Raw genomic sequence first — 16,543 nt, forward strand, 5'->3', positions numbered from 1 at the left:
GCGCCGGTGCGGGCGGTATAGCGCAGGCGTATTCTGCGGGCTATGACCGCTTTCGACCGCCCGCGGCGGTTGCGCAGGACACCCGCGTTGCGCCGACTCGTCGCCGAGACCACGCTCGAGCCGCGTCACCTGGTGCTGCCGATGTTCGTGGCCGACGGCATCGACGAACCGCGCGCGATCAGCTCGATGCCGGGTGTGTACCAGCACTCGCTCGACTCGCTGCGCAAGGCGGCCGTCGAGGCGGTGGCCGCCGGTGTGGGCGGCCTCATGCTGTTCGGTGTGCCGCTGCCCGAGGACAAGGACGCCACCGGCAGCCAGGCCAGCGACCCGGACGGCATCCTCAACCGCGGCCTGCGCGCGCTGGCGGAGGAGGTCGGCGACTCGACGGTCGTCATGGCCGACACCTGTCTCGACGAGTTCACCGATCACGGTCACTGTGGTGTGATCGGAACCGACGGCGCCGTCGACAACGACGCCACCCTGCACCGCTACGTGGAAATGGCGCTCGCTCAGGCCGAGGCGGGCGCGGACCTGCTCGGCACCAGCGGCATGATGGACGGCCAGGTCGGCGCGATCCGGCGTGGCCTCGACGCCGTCGGCCGCACCGACACCGCGATCCTGGCCTACGCCGCGAAGTACGCCTCGGCGTTCTACGGTCCGTTCCGTGAGGCCGTCGGTTCGTCGCTCGAGGGCGATCGCCGCACCTACCAGCAGGATCCGGCCAACCGCCGCGAGTCGCTGCGCGAACTCGATCTCGACCTCGCCGAGGGCGCCGACATCGTGATGGTGAAACCGGCGATGTCCTACCTCGACATCCTGCGCGACGTGGCCGACCGTTCGACCGTCCCGGTCGCGGCCTACCAGATCTCGGGCGAGTACGCGATGATCACCGCCGCCGCCGAGCGCGGCTGGATCGACCGCCGTGCCGCCGTGCTCGAATCGCTGGTCGGCATCCGGCGGGCGGGCGCGGACATCGTGCTCACCTACTGGGCGACCGAGGCCGCACACTGGCTGTCGTGATCGTTCCACCGAACAACCCGCAATCCCCGCCCGTTCCCGAGGACGTGGGCACCGCCAAGCAGCTGTGGTTCGCCGTCGCGGGCCTCGGCGTCGTGTACACGGGCGCGAGCGTGGCCGCCATGGCCGGGCAGCGCGGCGAGCTCAGCAAACAGTTCCTCGACGAAATGCACAAGACCGACCCGAATATCCCCGCCTCGACGGTGGATCTCCTGGTGACGGCCGCCCTCGTGCTCACCGTGATCATCGGGGTGCTGTTGGCGGGTGTCACCGCCGCCGTCGCCCATCAGCTGGGGCGCGGCAAGAGTTGGGCGCGCACGGTGCTGACCGTGGTCGCGGTGTGGCTCGGGATCGGTGCTGTGGCCACCATGTTCAGCTTCACCGGCGACACCGGCGTGGCTGTGATGGTGAGCGGTGGCACGTCCATCGTGCAAGGTGTGCTCGCCGTCGGCGCCGCCTACCTGTGTTTCCGACCCGACTCCATCGGGTACTTCCAGAAGAACCGGAGATGAACAACAGGTCTCATTGGCCGCCGCCGCGCCGCCGTGTATCGTGAGGATTGTCACACAGTGGCAGTAACGGTGCTGCCAGGGGAGCGGAGGCAACGATGCGCGTGGTGATCGAGCAACCCCACAGTCTGCGACGCGACTGTTTGGTGATCGGCCTGCTCGTACTACTCGCGCTGACCACCATCGCCCTGGTCCTGCTGCCGAGCGTCGTCTGACCTGTCGGCCGGTGATCGCTCGCGATCCTGGCAGGATTGCCCGTATGAAACCCTGGATCGTCGCGGTACTGGTCGAAATCGGCCTGGCCGCCGTGTGCTTGGCCGGGACCGTCGCCAGCTGGGGAAACGCGCGCCGGGCCACCGAATTCGTCGGTAGCGGTGAGCAATTCGAGTTCGAGGCGGTGCGGTACGTGCCACCGATGTTGGCGCTGTCGACCGGGCTGGCGATCCTGGCCGGACTACTCCTCATCGACGCGGTCGCACGAACCCTTTCGGCTCGCGAACGACGTGTAGCGTCGCACACCGCGCCTCCGATGCTCTGAGGGAAGTCGAATTCCGATGTGCGCGTTGGGATTCGAACACCCGATGCCGGGTCCGTCGACGCGGGCCCACCAGGAGGAAACTCGATGACCAAGTTCACCGCAGGGATATTCGCCGTCGCTGTCGCCACCGTCGCGCTGGCCACGCCCGCCCAGGCCGCCACGGGTCTGCCGCTCACCCCGATGGTCGCCGACCCCGCCGCGGGTGGCTTCGCCCCGGAGACCGGTTCGAGCGGGATCTACAACGGCATCATGTGTCAGCTGCACACCCTGTCGGCCGACGTGCCCTGCATGTACACCTAGTGCCCGCACGGCTGCCGCGACCTGCGCAGCGGGGCGCGGCAGCCGTTGGCAGCATCGCGGCGTGTCGGGCGTGTCGTCGGTGGGTCGCTGCGGTCTGGGTCACTGTGCTCCACCCTGTCGTCCGGCGTGCCGAGGCGAGCTGAGACACTGGAATTCGTGAGTTCTTCTCCGCGCGCGACCACGGCCAGTTCGTCGCAGGTACCGATTTCCGCCCAGCTCTTCGAGCGGGCGGCCTCGGTGATCCCGGGTGGTGTCAATTCCCCGGTCCGTGCGTTCAATTCGGTCGGCGGCACGCCCCGGTTCATCGCGTCTGCCAGCGGCTACACCCTCGTCGACGCCGACGGCAAGGAGTACGTCGACCTGGTGTGTTCGTGGGGTCCGATGATCCTCGGACACGCCCACCCCGCGGTCGTCGAGGCGGTGCGGCGCGCCGCCACCGGCGGGCTGTCCTTCGGTGCGCCGACCGAGGCCGAGATCGAACTCGCCGAGGCCATCGTGGCCCGCGTGGAACCCGTGGAGCGGGTGCGTCTGGTCAACTCCGGCACCGAGGCCACGATGAGCGCGGTCCGGCTGGCGCGCGGCTTCACCGGCCGCACCAAGATCATCAAGTTCTCCGGCTGCTACCACGGCCACGTCGACGCCCTGCTGGCCGACGCGGGCTCGGGTGTGGCGACGCTCGGCCTGCCGACCTCGCCGGGCGTCACCGGCGCCCAGGCCGCCGACACCATCGTGCTGCCCTACAACGACCTCGCCGCCGTGGCCGCCGCCTTCGAGGCGCATCCGGGCCAGATCGCCTGCGTCATCACCGAGGCCGCCGCGGGCAACATGGGTGCCGTCGCCCCGCTGCCCGGTTTCAACGAGGGCCTGCGCACGCTGGCGCACGACAACGGTGCGCTGCTCATCATGGACGAGGTCATGACCGGTTTCCGGGTGAGCGCGTCGGGGTGGTACGGCCGTGAGGGCGTGGCCGGTGACCTCTACACCTTCGGCAAGGTGATGAGCGGTGGTCTGCCCGCCGCCGCGTTCGGCGGCCGCGCCGAGATCATGAACAACCTCGCGCCGCTCGGCCCGGTGTATCAGGCGGGCACCCTGTCGGGTAACCCGGTCGCGGTCGCGGCGGGCCTGGCGACGCTGCGCGCGGCCGACGACGAGGTGTACGCGGCGCTCGACCGCAATGCCGATCGGCTCGGCGGACTCTTCGCGAAAGCGCTCACCGAAGCCGGGGTGGAGCATCAGGTGCAGTTCGCAGGCAATATGGTGAGCGTGTTCTTCGCCGATCGCCCGGTCACCGACTATGCCGCCGCCAAGGCGAGTCAGACCTGGCGTTACCCCGCCTTCTTCCACGCCCTGCTCGACGCGGGCGTGTACGCGCCGCCGAGCGCGTTCGAGGCATGGTTCGTCTCCGCGGCGCTCGACGAGGACGCGTTCGACCGTATCGCCGCCGCTCTGCCCGCCGCCGCCCACGCGGCCGCGGCCGCAACCCCCGAAGGATCGCAAGCGTGAGCTCCGACCAGCCCGACGCACTCCCCGCCCCCGTCGCCGACGACGCGCCGAATCCGGCGCCTGCCGCCGCCCCGCCCGGCCTCGACCACGATCCGTCGAACGTGGAAACCATCGTCCACGTGCTGCGCCACGGCGAGGTGCACAACCCCAACGGCATCCTCTACGGTCGGCTGCCCGGTTTCAGCCTGTCGGTGACCGGTCGTTCACAGGCCGGTGCGGTGGCCCGTTCGCTGGCCGACCACGACATCTCCCTGGTGATCGCGTCGCCGTTGCAGCGCGCCCAGGAGACGGCCGCCCCGATCGCGGCCGCTCACGACCTCATCGTGCGCACCGACGAGAACCTCATCGAAGCGGGCAACACCTTCGAGGGCCTGCGGGTGTCGGTCGGCGACGGCGCGCTGCGCAAGCCCAGGCACTGGTGGAAGCTGCGCGACCCCTTCACCCCGTCCTGGGGTGAGCCGTACCTGCAGATCGCGCACCGCATGCTGGCCGCCGTGAACAAGGCGCGCGTCGAGGGCGCCGGGCACGAGGTGGTGCTGGTCTCGCACCAGCTGCCTGTGTGGACGCTGCGCCGTTTCCTGCAGGGTCAGCGTCTGTGGCACGACCCGCGCAACCGCCAGTGCTCGCTCGCCTCGCTGACCTCGCTGGTCTACCACGGCGACACGCTGGTCGACATCGTCTACTCCGAGCCCGCCGGTGCGTCGGATCCGTCGGTTCACGGCGCATGAATCGTCGCACCGCATCGGGTGACGCCCGCGGCCATCGGCTGCGGGCGCTGACCGCCGTTCTGTCCGCTCTCGTGGTCGTTCTGGCTGCCGTGGGTTGTTCGGTAGGTACCGATGCGGTGGCCACCGGCGGCGGCACGTTCGAATTCGTATCGCCCGGTGGTAAGACTGATATTCGATACGATCCGCCCGCCTCGCGCGGCACGATCGGTAAGCTCGCGGGGCCCGATCTGATGAACGAGGGAAAGACCGTTTCGGTCGACGATTTCCCCGGTCAGGTCGTGGTCGTGAATCTGTGGGGACAGTGGTGCGGCCCGTGCCGCGCCGAGTCGCCCGCGCTCGAGAAGGTGTACGCGGCGACCAGAAACAAGGGCGTCGCATTCCTGGGGATCAATGTGCGCGACCACCAGCGTGACAAAGCCCAGGACTTCGTAGTGGACAACAAGATCGAGTATCCGTCCATCTACGACCCGTCGATGCGAACCTTGCTCGCCCTCGGCGGAAACTTCCCAACCAGTGTTATCCCGACCACGTTGATCCTGGATCGTCAGCACCGGGTCGCCGCGGTCTTCCTTCGCTCGCTACTGGCCGAAGACCTGCAGCCCGTGGTCGAGCAACTCGCCCTCGAGGAGAAGCAGTGAGTCGTCGTCGTCCCGGAAATCTGACCGCGTGCCGCCCCCGCCAGGGTGCCCGCCGCATGGGAGCGGGGTGGACCGTCGACGATCGTTGGGCGGGCATCGCCACCGTCCCGCGCAGCGTCGCCGGTGCAGGCCTGTTCGAGTTCGGTCCGGTCGAACCGGCCGAGACCGAGCGCACCCTGTCGTTGCCCCGCGACGAGCAGCGTGACGAGGACACCAGCGAGTGATGGTGCTCGCCGCAGTCGGGGATTCCTTCCAACAGACCGCGGCATCGGGACCGTTGCTGTTGGCGCTGGGTGCCTGCCTGCTGGCGGGCCTGGTGTCGTTCGCTTCACCGTGTGTCGTGCCGCTCGTGCCCGGCTACCTGTCGTATCTGGCCGGGCTGGTCGGGGCCGAGGCGCCGCCCTCCTCGACCGCCCAGGTGGCCACGCTCACCGAGCAGCGCCGTAGCGCGAAGCTGCGGGTCGCCGGTGCCGCCGGGCTGTTCGTCGCCGGTTTCACGGTGGTGTTCGTGCTGGCCACGGCCACTGTTTTCGGTGTGATCCAGACGCTCAACGTCAACCGCGAACTGCTGCAGCGCATCGGCGGGGTGGTGACGATCCTGATGGGTCTGGTCTTCATCGGCCTGGTGCCCGCCTTGCAGCGCGATACGCGGATGGAACCGCGCCGGTTCACCAGCATCGTCGGCGCGCCGCTGCTCGGCGGCGTGTTCGCGCTGGGCTGGACGCCGTGCCTCGGACCGACATTGTCGGGGGTGATGGCGGTGTCGGCGGGAACCGAGGGCACCACCGCGGCGCGCGGTGTGGTGCTGATCGTGGCGTACTGCCTCGGTCTCGGGTTGCCGTTCGTGGTGTTGGCCTTCGGGTCGGCGGGTGCGTTGCGCGGCGTGGGCTGGTTGCGGCGCAATTCGCGCACCATTCAGGTAGTCGGGGGTGTTCTGCTCGTCGCCGTCGGCGTCGCACTGGTCACGGGGGCGTGGGATCAGTTCGTCGGCTGGGTGCGCGACGGGTTCGTCTCCGAGGTGACCCTGCCGATCTGATGACTGACACACTCACTCCCCCCACCGCTTCCGCCCCGCCCCGCCAGTCGTTGCCCGGTCGCGCCTTGGCGCTGCTCCGCAACACCTGGCGTGGTCTGACCAGCATGCGCACCGCACTGGTTCTGCTGTTCCTGCTGGCGCTGGCCGCCATTCCCGGTGCGCTGCTGCCGCAACGGTCGCTGAACGCGCAGAAGGTCGACCAGTACATCGCCGACCGCCCCACGCTCGGCCCGTGGATGGACCGGTTCGAACTGTTCGACGTGTTCGGCAGTTTCTGGTTCACCGCCATCTACGTGCTGCTGTTCATCTCGCTGGTCGGCTGCATCCTGCCCCGCTGCTGGGACCACTACAAGGCGCTGCGAACCCCACCGGTCGCCGCCCCCCGCAACCTCGGTCGGCTGCCGCATCACTTCGACGAGACCGTCGACCGTGATGCCGACGCCGTGATCGAGCAGGCCCGCGAACAGCTGCGCGGTTGGCGCACCGAGGTTCGCCCAGGCAAGCGCGAGGGCGAGATCACGATCTCCGCCGAGAAGGGCTACCTGCGCGAATTCGGCAACCTCGTGTTCCACTTGTCGCTGGTCGGGCTGCTGGTCGCGATCGCGCTCGGGAAGCTGTTCGGGTACGAGGGCAATGTCATCGTGATCGCCAACGGCGGTCCCGGTTTCTGCACCACCTCGCCCGCGGTCTTCGACTCGTTCCGGGCGGGCAATGTCAACGACGGCACCGGGATGACCCCGCTGTGCGTGAAGGTCAAGGACTTCAAGGCCGATTACCTGCCGACCGGTCAGGCCGAGATGTTCACGTCGAACATCGACTACCAGGCGGGCGAGGACCTGACCACCGACACCTGGCGCAGCACCGAACTGCGGGTGAACCACCCGTTGCGCGTCGCCGGTGACCGCGTCTACCTGCAAGGACACGGTTTCGCGCCGACCTTCACCGTCACCTTCCCGAACGGGCAGACCCGCACCGAGACCATCCAGTGGCGCCCCGACGACGCGCAGACCTTCCTGTCCAGCGGTGTGCTGCGCATCGACCCGCCCGGCGGCATGTACGCCACCGACGAGGAACGCCGCCAGAATCAGATCGCCATCGAGGGTCTGTTCGCGCCGACCGCGATGTTCCACGGCAGCCTGCTCACCTCGTCGTTCCCGAAGATGGACGACCCGGCCGTCGCCGTCGACATCTACCGGGGCAATACGGGCCTGGACACCGGCCGTTCGCAGTCGCTGTTCGCGCTCGACCCGGAGATGGTGAAGCAGGGCAGGCTCACCAAGGAGGCGCGCGTCAATCTGCGGCCCGGTGAGTCGACCACCCTGCCCAACGGCACCAAGGTGACCTTCGACGGGGCGGAGGAATTCGTGAACCTGCAGGTCTCGCACGATCCCGCCCAGCAGTGGGTGCTGGTGAGCGCGCTGACCATGATGGCCGGTCTGCTGGTCTCGCTGCTGGTGAAACGGCGCCGGATCTGGATCCGGGCGTACCCCGTCGAGGCCGGGGCGGGTACCGTGGATCAACGACGAACCGTAGTAGAGATGGGCGGCCTGGCCCGAAGCGATCAAGCGGGCTGGGGCGGCGAATTCGATCGACTGCGGGCACGGTTGCTTGGAGCGGAGAAGTGATGCGGAGCGCACGCGATATCGGGGTGGATTTCTGATGCCGATCGACGACACGCTGGCACGCTACAGCGACTACTCGTTCATGTCGGCGATCGCCGTGTACACCCTGGCGACGGTCCTGCTGATCGTGCAGTACGCCTCGGCACGCGCCAAGCAGGTCGCGGCCCGCGAACACGGCCCCGTCGACCCGTCGCTGCCCGGCCGGATCGCGACGGACGGGAAGACCCGCGCCGAACGCTTCGGCGACATGGCCTTCTCCGTGCTGTCGGTGGGCGCCGTGCTGCACATCGCCTCGATCGTGCTGCGCGGTTTCGCCACCCACCGCTTCCCGCTCGGCAACATGTACGAGTTCACCACCATGGCCACCGCCGCCGCCGTGGTGATCGGCCTGATCTTCCTGCGTGACCAGCGCTTCCGCGCGATGTGGGCGTTCCTGCTCGTCCCCGTGCTGATCCTGATGTTCCTCGCGGGCACCGTCCTCTACGCCGACGCCGCCCCGGTGGTCCCCGCCCTTCGCTCGTTCTGGCTGCCCATCCACGTCACCATCGTCAGCGTCGGCAGCGGCGTCTTCCTGGTGTCGGGCGTCGCCAGCCTCCTGTACCTGTACCGCATGCGCCAACCGGCAGGCGAAGAGTCCTCGAACATCTTCGGCACCATCGCCCGCCGCCTCCCCGACGCCCGCACCCTCGACCAACTCGCCTACAAAACCACCATCATCGGCTTCCCGCTCTTCGGCGCGGGCGTCATCCTCGGCGCCATCTGGGCCGAAGCCGCCTGGGGCCGCTTCTGGGGCTGGGACCCGAAGGAAACCTGCTCCTTCATCGCCTGGGTCCTCTACGCCGCCTACCTCCACGCCCGCGCCACCTCGGGCTGGCGCGACACCAAGGCGGCCTGGATCAACATCGCCGGTTTCGTGGCCATGCTGTTCAACCTGTTCATCATCAACATGGTGATCTCGGGTCTGCACAGCTACGCGGGTCTCAACTGAGGGGCTCTGTGCGGCGTCTGGGGAGACGCAGTTCGAGCTGCGGACCACGGAAATCGGGTCTGTTCGTCGGGCCGCTGTCTCAATAGCCTGGCTCTCGACTCGGGCTTCGGCGGCCCGTGATTCGAGGCAGTAAGGGGTCCCGATGAAACGCTCATTTGCTGTAGCCGCTTTGGCTGGTGCGCTGGCGCTTGCTCCGCTCGGCTCCGCACAGGCGGCCACTGCGCAGCCTGCTGCCCCTGTTGCGGGGTGTGTCGAATTCCCGATCGGCGCACCGGGCGGGTGCGACTTCATCCAGAACATCCTGCAACTGCTGAGCCTCGGTTCGTCCACGTTGAGTGCCGACCCGACAGCACCCTGAAATGCGTTGACTATCCGATCGGGCGCAGCCGCTAGGGTTTTCGACCGTGGAGCATGCGGTCGAATTGGATCGGCGTCGTCGTACCTGTGACGGTTGGTTGCATGAGTGGGACGTTTCGCTGCTGCTCGAGTTCGGGTATATCGACGAGGTTCGACGGCGGGCCGAGCGGGGCGATCGGTTCTGCGCGCACGGTCTGGCGACGATGGAGCAACGGGGCGGGCGCCATAACGCGGCGCTGGGCCATTGTGCTGTAGCGGCCACATATCTGTCCGACCTTCTCGTCTCGATCGGGCGGACCGAGGAAGCGATCACCATCGTGGAACCCGGTTTTCGCCAGGGAGAGAACCTCGAGGTAATGGCAAGGTTGATGATTCGCGCGAGGACGGGTCAGCGAAGGTGTGGCGCTCCTGGATGCCGCTCGTGACGACCCGTGGTCGACGCGGTGAGTGCTAGCCTCCCGTTGGCTCGAAAGGGGTTGTGGCGTTGCTGCGTTGGAGTTGGGATCAGGCTGTCATCTGGACGATTCTGGGTGCCGGAGCAGCCACCGTCGCCATTATCTTTCTCGTACCGATCAGGTCGCGAGCGACTTCGGCCACGGGCAAAATGGTCGGCCGTGGTCGGCGTGAACCCCGCCCACTCGAAACCCTGCCCATCCCCGGTCTGCCCACACCCGGAATGGATGACCTGTAGCAATGCCGACCCTGATCCTGTCACCTCGCTACTCCGAGGATTCCCGCGTCATGCGCACGGCTGCTATTCGCGCCGGGTGGAATGTCACTCGGTTGACGAGTTGGCGTGTTCCCGACAACGCGATCGCGACAGCCATCTACGGCGAAACGATGTTTGCCGAGGTGATCGCGGCACAACTCGGTATCACCTTGCTCGACGCCCCGGACGACTGGCTTCCGAACCTGCCGAAATCACTTCTGCGGCGTCATATTCGGATTTCCACACTGGGTGAGGCTCGACGCCATCCCGATCCGGTGTTCGTCAAACCGGCCGATGGTCGCAAAGGATTCGCGGGTGCGGTCTACCGCGAGGGTATCGGCCTGCCATCACCGGAGGCGTGCCCCGACGACACGTCGGTGTTCATGGCTGAACCGGTCGAATGGCGCTCGGAATTCCGCTGCTTCGTCGAAGACGGCGTGATACTGACAATGTCGCCCTATCTGCGCGACGGCGAGCCCGCCCGCACCGACGATGGTGACTGGCCGACCACACCATCGGAAATCGCCGCCGTCCATGCGTGTATCGAGGAGTTGGTCGCCGAGGCATCTGTCCCGCCGTCGATCGTCATCGATGTGGGCCTGATCGAGGGACGCGGTTGGGCAATCGTGGAAGCCAACTGCGCATTCGGCGCCGGGATATACGGTTGTGACCCACACAGCGTCCTCGACGTTCTCGAAAGAGGTTGTATCCCAAGCGCCGAACTGACCGGCGGCGATGCTCTCTGGGCCAGACCTACCGCTCACCTCGAGTGAGCGATAAAGCCTGAGTACGAGTCCACACGCCTACATCCACGGTTCGAACGTCGCGGATTTCATCACCGCGATGAAGCCGAGGTTACGGCCAGGGCGTCGGTATTGACGCGGGCCCACGGAAGTATGGGCGTTTCACTTCCGCTGATCAGCATTACCGTCTGCGGTATCCGTCCGTGGTTCGAAAGGTTGAACAAATGCGTCGTCTGAGTGTGGTCGCGGCTGTCGTGATGTCGTTGGGTTTGGGTCTGGCGGGTGCTGCGACGGCCGAGACCGTCGCAACGCCCGGTCCGGTCGCCACCGATTCGGGCTCGGCAGGCCCCTTGACAGCTTCCGCTGACCCGGATTCGGGTTCGGCCGCCCTCCCGGGCCTGCTGCTGCGGTGCCTGTCCACAGGAACAAGCCTGTCCATGGGCATGCCGACCTGCGTCTGAGCACTCCCGCGTCTCGGGACGAGATGTTGTCGGTCCGGGCTGGCACCATGTCGTCCGTGACGACGATCGAGCGGCCGACGCCGCCCATGAATGCCGATGAGCGAGCCACTTTGGAAGGGTGGCTCGACTTCTATCGGGCGACGCTCGCGCTCAAGTGCGCGGGGCTCGACGACGCTCGCGTGCGTATCGCCGCCGCTGCTCCCTCGCCGATGACCCTGCTCGGCTTGGTGCAGCACCTGGCCGAGGTGGAACGCAACTGGTTCCGTCGGGTCCTCGCCGGGGAATCCGTCCCGCCGATCCATGATCGAGGCGCCGAAACCGCCGGGCACGACGGTGGATTCGAGGTATCCGAGCACGCCACCCTCGACGCCGCCCTCACCACCTGGAACGCCGAGATCACCCACGCCCGCCGCAACTGCGCCGAACGCCGATTGGGCGACACGAGCCCCTTCATGGGCGGCGAAGTGAGCCTGCGCTGGATCTACACCCACATGATCGCCGAGTACGCCCGCCACTGCGGCCACGCCGACCTGATCCGCGAACGAATCGACGGCACCACCGGCGTCTGAGCTCGATGACTGTGAAGGGAGGCGAGTAGCTCAGTCGGGAACCGGAACGAGGGTGTTCTGCCGTGCCGAAACCCACCAACGGTCGTTTTCCTTGACCAGCACGTACAGGGCGATCATCGCGGGGTCTGTGTCGATCAGGGTTCCGTCGGCGGTCGTGGCCCGGGCCTCCTTGTGGGCGATGGCGACATCGGGCCGAAGGAAGGTGATGTCGGTGACGTCGTAGCGGACGTACTCGTTCGCGAGAAACCCGGCTAAGCCGCGGCGGTTGGCATCAGCGAGGGTGTCGCGCCCACGCAGTACCACGCCTGCCGCGTTGCCGACGACCGCGTTCGCGGTGAAGGGCGCGGTCATCAACTCGGCGTCATTGGTGTTGAACGCGGTCTGGGTATCGGCGACGATCCGGCGGATCGCGGCGATGTCGGCGGTGTGATCCACGGTGTCGTCCTCGACCACCGGTGGTTGCGTCGTGCTCATACGTCCGGACGCTAATCGCTCAACTCAGGTTGAGGTCAAGGGTGCCGAAGACGACTGTGCCCGGGTGCTCGCGTGAGCATCCGGGCAGCGGGCGGCAGCGATCAGCAGTAGTAGCAGATCTTGTTGGCCGGGAGTTCCACGTGGCAGTTCAGGCAGACCGGTTTGCGGACCGGTTCGGGCTTGGGGGTCGTGACGCTGGGGCGGGAGGTGGCGGTGCGCTTGGCTTCGGCGGCTTCCGCCGCCTCGGTGGTCGCCAGATCCTGGGAGGTGCGCTGGCGGATGGCGGCGACCTTCGGGGGGAGGGTCGGCAGGCCACCGTCGGCGGGGAGGTCGGTGGCGTAGTGCTGGTAGCACTGCCAGCGGGCGGCGGCGGCGTGCATCTCGAGGTCGTCGGGAATGGGCAGACCCGCGAGTTCGAGGATGTAGCGGTAGCCGGTGCCGACGGTCTGGTTGCGGCGCACACACAGCGCGCTCAGCGGCGGCTCGTTGTTGTTGTGACAGAACTCGGCGACCCGGTCGAGCACGACCGGCAACCAGTGCTGCCACTTCACCTGGGTGCGGATACCGGACTCTTCCTGCACCAATTCGGCCAGCTCGGTGTTGACGATGAAGTTGTTGAAGCGCGACGCGGTGGCGGCGAGCACGTCGTGTGCCGCGCGAGTCCACGCCGACCGTGCCTCGGTGAACGTCACGGCGCTGCCGTCGGCCGCGCGCCAGGTGGTCGGGATGGAAGCCTGCTGCACATCGATCACCGGAATACGTTATCTACCCAGCTGTTTCGTGCGCAATGGGGGGTATGTGGGTCAGCTCACGCCTCGGGACCGGAATCGTCGCGATGTTGCTTGCCGAGTCGCCACAGGAATTCCGGGTCGTCGTCGGGACCGAGGATCGGCCTGCGTGTGGCGGGGCCGGGATTCGGGCGCTGGCGTTCGGGGCCGAACGCCTTCCAGCACAGCACCGCGATGGCCACGATCGCGATGAGTGCCAACAGGTACGTCACGTCGCTCACCTCCTGCTATCGAGGGTAGCCGTGTCCGCACCGTGTGCACATCGGCAACGGAAGGGAAATTCCCGGCAAACGCGAGCCGGACGGGCTCGCGCTGCCGGTGAGGATCAGCGGGGGGCTGCCTCGGTGGTGAGCGATTTGAGCAGCTGCAGAACCTCGGACTCACGGAATCGGCGGTGTCCACCCGGCGTGCGCAGCGAACCGAGCCTGCCCGCATGAGCCCACCGAGTGACGGTCTTCGGGTCTACGTGGAACATGGCGGCCACTTGGCCTGGTGTCAGCAGAGTGTCCTGGCCGCCGACGGTGATCGCAGTCATAGCTAACCTCTCCGTTCTCGACAGTTCCCTCATCAGATGGCGCCATCGTCGCACTGCGACCCCCACGTAGTCGAACCACCTACTGTTGGTAAAGGGGAAGTAATAGACAAATGCCGCGAACGGGGCCGCGCGCGCCGGGGTTACCCTGTCAAGGTGAGTGAAGCAACTGGTCAGCAAGGTTCCGCGGGGAAGCGGCTGGCCCGCAACCTTGCCCTCTACACGCTGGCCCGACTCGGGCTCGTCGTGGTGATCGCCGCGTTGATCGTCGGCGTCGCCAAGCTCATCGGGGTCGAGGTGCCGATCATCGTAGCGGCCCTGTTCGCCCTGATCGTCGCCATGCCGCTGTCGCTGACGCTGTTCAAGAAGCTGCGCACGAAGGTGAACGAGGACATCGCCGTGGTCGATGAGCGCCGCCGCCAGGACAAGGCGCAGCTGCGGGCACGCCTGCGGGGTGACGACGAGGCGTGAAGTACCTCGACCGCAGCGCGCCGCGTGACTGGGTCGACAACGCCGTGCGGCTGATCGACGCCGACGCCCAGCGTTCCGCCGACACCCACCTGTTGCGGTACCCGCTGGCCGCCGACTGGCCGGTGCAGCTGTACCTCAAGGACGAATCCACCCACATCACGGGCAGTCTCAAGCACCGCCTCGCCAGATCGCTGTTCCTGTACGCGATCTGCAACGGTTGGGTCACCGAGGGCACGACGGTGGTCGAGGCGTCGTCGGGGTCGACGGCGGTGAGCGAGGCGTATTTCGCCAAACTGCTCGGGCTCGATTTCGTGGCGGTGATGCCCGCGAGCACCTCGCCGCAGAAGATCGCGTTGATCGAAGCCCAGGGTGGCCGTTGCCATTTCGTCGAGCGGCCGCCGGAGATGTACTCCGAGGCCAAACGTCTGGCCACCGAATCCGGCGGACACTTCATGGATCAGTTCACTCACGCCGAACGGGCGACGGACTGGCGCGGCAACAACAACATCGCCGAATCCATCTTCCAGCAGTTGGCGCTGGAACAGCATCCGGTGCCGGAGTGGATCGTGGTCGGCGCGGGTACCGGCGGTACGAGCGCGACCATCGGACGCTACATCCGCTACCGCAGGCATCCCACGCGCCTGGCCGTCGTCGACCCGGAGAACTCCGCGTTCTACGGCGGATACGAGACCGGTGACGCCGGATACGAGACCGGAATGCCCTCGCGCATCGAGGGAATCGGCCGTCCACGGGTTGAGCCGTCGTTCATCGGCCAGGTGGTGGACCGCATGATCGTGGTGCCCGACGCCGCCTCGATCGCGGCCGCCCGACACGCGAGCGCCGCACTGGGTCGCCGGGTCGGTGGCTCGACGGGGACGAATCTGTGGGGCGCGTTCCACCTGGTCGCGGAACTGCTTGCGGTCGGTCGCAGCGGCAGCGTGGTCACCCTGCTCTGCGACGGCGGCGATCGCTACGCGGGCACCTACTTCGACGATGCCTGGGTGGCGGCCCAGCACCTCGACCTGAGCGGCCCGAGCGCTGTTCTCGCCGAGTTCGACGCGACGGGTCGCTGGACCGGCTGATATCGAAAACCCTGACCGAGGATGTCAGGTTTCGCTGTCAAGCTCGGTATCCATGACGACCAGCTACTACACCGCTTCCAGTCTCGACGGTTACATCGCCGACCCCGACAACTCGCTGGATTGGCTGATGGCGGTGGTCGACGCCGATCCGGCCACCGATGATGTCGGGGTCTTCCTGCGGGGCATCGGCGCCCTGTGTCTCGGGTCGACGACCTACGAGTGGATGGTGGCCAACAACCCGCCCGAGACCTGGCACGACAACTACGGCGACCTGCCGACCTGGGTATTCACCCACCGGGAGTTGCCCCGGCTGCCGGGTGCGAACCTGCGTTTCGTCGCGGGTGAGGTGGGTCCGGTCCACGAGCAGATGACCGAGGCGGCCGCGGGTCGCGACATCTGGGTCATGGGTGGTGGCGACCTCGCCGGACAGTTCGCCGATGCCGGGTTGCTCGATGAGGTGATCGTCGGCGTCGCACCGGTGACCCTCGGTGGCGGCGCGCCCCTGCTCCCGCGCCGCATTCTGGCCGACCGGATGCGGCTCGTCGAAGTGGAGTGCTTGGGGCAGTTCGCCAAGCTCGTCTACCGATTGAGCTGACCTTGTCGTCAATTTTTGTTGACAATATTCGAAACGTCAATCAAAATTGACAGCATGACCGATGCAACCACGCTCGCCGCGGCGGCGGGCAATCCCGATCCCTCGGTCGGTCTGCGCGCGGTGCTCGCCCTGCGCAGACTGGCCGACCGGCTCGAAACCATCCAGGTGGCCAACGCCCGTGCCAACGGCTGGTCGTGGCAGGCGATTGCCGACGCGCTCGAGGTGAGCAAGCAAGCGGTGCATCAGAAACACAACCGGAAGGGTGGCACCCGCTGATGTTCGAGAAATTCACCAAAGGCGCCAAGGTGGCCGTCGTCGTGGCACAGGAGGAAGCCAAGGAACTCGGCGCGAAACGGATCGGACCCGAACACGTCCTGCTCGGCGTGCTGACCAACGCCGAGCCGCCGTTACGTGCGGTCCTCGACGCCGACGGCATCACCGCCGAGGGCGTGCGCTCGACACTCACCGCCCGCGCGCACGAGACCCCGCTCGGCGACACCGACGCCGAGGCACTGCGCTCCATCGGCATCGACCTCGACGCCGTGCGGGCCAGCGTCGCCGAGAACTTCGGTCCGCAGGCGTGGGAGCAGGCCGAACCGGAGGTGAAGCGGGGAATCTTCGGGCGGGTGAAGGGCGCGAACTGGGGGCACATCCCGTTCTCGCCGCCCGCCAAGAAGTCGCTCGAGCTGGCGCTGCGCGAGGCACTGCGGCGTAAGGATCGCGAGATCGGCAACGCCCACCTGCTGCTCGGCATCCTGCGCGGCGCCGACCCCGCACAGGCCGATCTATTCGGCGGCAGCGACGGCATCACGACATTGCGCGACGACATCAACCGGATGCTCGACCGCGCCGCGTGAACTTGCCGCGCCGGACCCACCGCGAT

25 protein-coding genes are annotated in these 16,543 nt (G+C 67.3%); 21 read left to right on the plus strand and 4 right to left on the minus strand.

The window, feature by feature from the left end; all coding sequences use genetic code 11:
- The first annotated feature begins 42 nt into the window (after positions 1–42).
- From hemB to NC7_RS05070, 16 genes are all read left to right on the plus strand, one after another.
- On the plus strand, positions 43–1,020 hold the full coding sequence (hemB, locus tag NC7_RS05005; RefSeq protein WP_067979478.1) for a porphobilinogen synthase: 978 nt from the start codon (positions 43–45) through the stop codon (positions 1,018–1,020).
- Positions 1,017–1,529 carry a hypothetical protein gene (locus tag NC7_RS05010; protein ID WP_067979481.1) on the plus strand — a complete coding sequence of 171 codons (513 nt, stop codon included), beginning with the start codon at positions 1,017–1,019 and terminating at the stop codon, positions 1,527–1,529. The genes hemB and NC7_RS05010 overlap by 4 nt, the downstream gene beginning before the upstream one ends.
- A gap of 256 nt (positions 1,530–1,785) precedes the next feature.
- Positions 1,786–2,064, plus strand: coding sequence for a hypothetical protein (locus NC7_RS05015; RefSeq protein ID WP_067979485.1), 279 nt, complete (start codon positions 1,786–1,788; stop codon positions 2,062–2,064).
- A gap of 84 nt (positions 2,065–2,148) precedes the next feature.
- Positions 2,149–2,364 carry a hypothetical protein gene (locus NC7_RS05020; protein ID WP_067979486.1) on the plus strand — a complete coding sequence of 72 codons (216 nt, stop codon included), beginning with the start codon at positions 2,149–2,151 and terminating at the stop codon, positions 2,362–2,364.
- 156 nt (positions 2,365–2,520) lie between these two features.
- Positions 2,521–3,867 carry a glutamate-1-semialdehyde 2,1-aminomutase gene (gene hemL, locus NC7_RS05025; protein WP_067979487.1) on the plus strand — a complete coding sequence of 449 codons (1,347 nt, stop codon included), beginning with the start codon at positions 2,521–2,523 and terminating at the stop codon, positions 3,865–3,867.
- Positions 3,864–4,595: a histidine phosphatase family protein gene (locus NC7_RS05030; protein ID WP_373861224.1), complete on the plus strand. Its 732-nt coding sequence runs from the start codon at positions 3,864–3,866 to the stop codon at positions 4,593–4,595. Before hemL ends, NC7_RS05030 begins: the two co-directional genes overlap by 4 nt.
- Complete coding sequence (locus NC7_RS05035) at positions 4,592–5,233, plus strand: TlpA disulfide reductase family protein (protein ID WP_084457974.1); 642 nt, start codon at positions 4,592–4,594, stop codon at positions 5,231–5,233. The genes NC7_RS05030 and NC7_RS05035 overlap by 4 nt, the downstream gene beginning before the upstream one ends.
- Complete coding sequence (locus tag NC7_RS28935; protein WP_133733852.1) at positions 5,230–5,457, plus strand: hypothetical protein; 228 nt, start codon at positions 5,230–5,232, stop codon at positions 5,455–5,457. Before NC7_RS05035 ends, NC7_RS28935 begins: the two co-directional genes overlap by 4 nt.
- The gene (locus tag NC7_RS05040) at positions 5,457–6,269 is read left to right on the plus strand and encodes a cytochrome c biogenesis CcdA family protein (protein WP_067979490.1); all 813 of its coding nucleotides are present in this window, start codon (positions 5,457–5,459) and stop codon (positions 6,267–6,269) included. Before NC7_RS28935 ends, NC7_RS05040 begins: the two co-directional genes overlap by 1 nt.
- The gene (gene resB / locus NC7_RS05045) at positions 6,269–7,894 is read left to right on the plus strand and encodes a cytochrome c biogenesis protein ResB (protein WP_067979492.1); all 1,626 of its coding nucleotides are present in this window, start codon (positions 6,269–6,271) and stop codon (positions 7,892–7,894) included. The genes NC7_RS05040 and resB overlap by 1 nt, the downstream gene beginning before the upstream one ends.
- Before the next feature lie 34 nt (positions 7,895–7,928).
- Complete coding sequence (gene ccsB, locus NC7_RS05050; RefSeq protein ID WP_067979494.1) at positions 7,929–8,879, plus strand: c-type cytochrome biogenesis protein CcsB; 951 nt, start codon at positions 7,929–7,931, stop codon at positions 8,877–8,879.
- A 142-nt stretch (positions 8,880–9,021) separates the two neighbouring features.
- Positions 9,022–9,237, plus strand: a complete 216-nt coding sequence (locus tag NC7_RS28940; RefSeq protein ID WP_157101848.1) for a hypothetical protein — start codon at positions 9,022–9,024, stop codon at positions 9,235–9,237.
- A 46-nt stretch (positions 9,238–9,283) separates the two neighbouring features.
- Positions 9,284–9,661, plus strand: a complete 378-nt coding sequence (locus NC7_RS05055; RefSeq protein WP_157101849.1) for a hypothetical protein — start codon at positions 9,284–9,286, stop codon at positions 9,659–9,661.
- Between the two features lie 268 nt (positions 9,662–9,929).
- Entirely contained in the window at positions 9,930–10,718 is a 789-nt protein-coding gene (locus NC7_RS05060; RefSeq protein ID WP_067979502.1) for an ATP-grasp domain-containing protein, read from the plus strand.
- A 194-nt stretch (positions 10,719–10,912) separates the two neighbouring features.
- Positions 10,913–11,149, plus strand: coding sequence for a hypothetical protein (locus tag NC7_RS05065; protein ID WP_067979505.1), 237 nt, complete (start codon positions 10,913–10,915; stop codon positions 11,147–11,149).
- Between the two features lie 56 nt (positions 11,150–11,205).
- On the plus strand, positions 11,206–11,718 hold the full coding sequence (locus tag NC7_RS05070; protein WP_067979566.1) for a DinB family protein: 513 nt from the start codon (positions 11,206–11,208) through the stop codon (positions 11,716–11,718).
- Positions 11,719–11,748: 30 nt separating this feature from the next.
- Here the strand turns inward: NC7_RS05070 and NC7_RS05075 are convergent, their stop codons facing one another.
- From NC7_RS05075 to NC7_RS05090, 4 genes are all read right to left on the minus strand, one after another.
- Entirely contained in the window at positions 11,749–12,192 is a 444-nt protein-coding gene (locus NC7_RS05075; RefSeq protein ID WP_067979507.1) for an SgcJ/EcaC family oxidoreductase, read from the minus strand.
- 101 nt (positions 12,193–12,293) lie between these two features.
- The gene (locus NC7_RS05080; protein ID WP_067979509.1) at positions 12,294–12,944 is read right to left on the minus strand and encodes a hypothetical protein; all 651 of its coding nucleotides are present in this window, start codon (positions 12,942–12,944) and stop codon (positions 12,294–12,296) included.
- Positions 12,945–13,000: 56 nt separating this feature from the next.
- The gene (locus NC7_RS05085) at positions 13,001–13,192 is read right to left on the minus strand and encodes a hypothetical protein (RefSeq protein WP_067979567.1); all 192 of its coding nucleotides are present in this window, start codon (positions 13,190–13,192) and stop codon (positions 13,001–13,003) included.
- Positions 13,193–13,305: 113 nt separating this feature from the next.
- On the minus strand, positions 13,306–13,515 hold the full coding sequence (locus tag NC7_RS05090) for a BldC family transcriptional regulator (protein ID WP_019049435.1): 210 nt from the start codon (positions 13,513–13,515) through the stop codon (positions 13,306–13,308).
- Positions 13,516–13,668: 153 nt separating this feature from the next.
- Here NC7_RS05090 and NC7_RS05095 point away from each other — a divergent pair, with 153 nt between their 5' ends.
- From NC7_RS05095 to NC7_RS05115, 5 genes are read left to right on the plus strand one after another with little or no spacing between them, the layout of a single operon-like run.
- Positions 13,669–13,983, plus strand: coding sequence for a DUF4229 domain-containing protein (locus NC7_RS05095; RefSeq protein WP_067979512.1), 315 nt, complete (start codon positions 13,669–13,671; stop codon positions 13,981–13,983).
- A complete protein-coding gene (cds1, locus tag NC7_RS05100; protein ID WP_067979515.1) occupies positions 13,980–15,065 on the plus strand; it encodes an L-cysteine desulfhydrase Cds1 in 1,086 nt (361 codons plus the stop codon). Before NC7_RS05095 ends, cds1 begins: the two co-directional genes overlap by 4 nt.
- Positions 15,066–15,117: 52 nt before the next feature.
- Positions 15,118–15,660, plus strand: coding sequence for a dihydrofolate reductase family protein (locus NC7_RS05105; protein WP_067979517.1), 543 nt, complete (start codon positions 15,118–15,120; stop codon positions 15,658–15,660).
- A 54-nt stretch (positions 15,661–15,714) separates the two neighbouring features.
- Complete coding sequence (locus NC7_RS05110; RefSeq protein WP_067484990.1) at positions 15,715–15,936, plus strand: hypothetical protein; 222 nt, start codon at positions 15,715–15,717, stop codon at positions 15,934–15,936.
- The gene (locus tag NC7_RS05115) at positions 15,936–16,517 is read left to right on the plus strand and encodes a Clp protease N-terminal domain-containing protein (protein ID WP_067979521.1); all 582 of its coding nucleotides are present in this window, start codon (positions 15,936–15,938) and stop codon (positions 16,515–16,517) included. Before NC7_RS05110 ends, NC7_RS05115 begins: the two co-directional genes overlap by 1 nt.
- The last annotated feature ends 26 nt before the right edge of the window (positions 16,518–16,543 follow it).

The sequence above is a fragment of the Nocardia caishijiensis NBRC 108228 genome (assembly GCF_001612825.1).
GTDB lineage: Bacteria > Actinomycetota > Actinomycetes > Mycobacteriales > Mycobacteriaceae > Nocardia > Nocardia caishijiensis.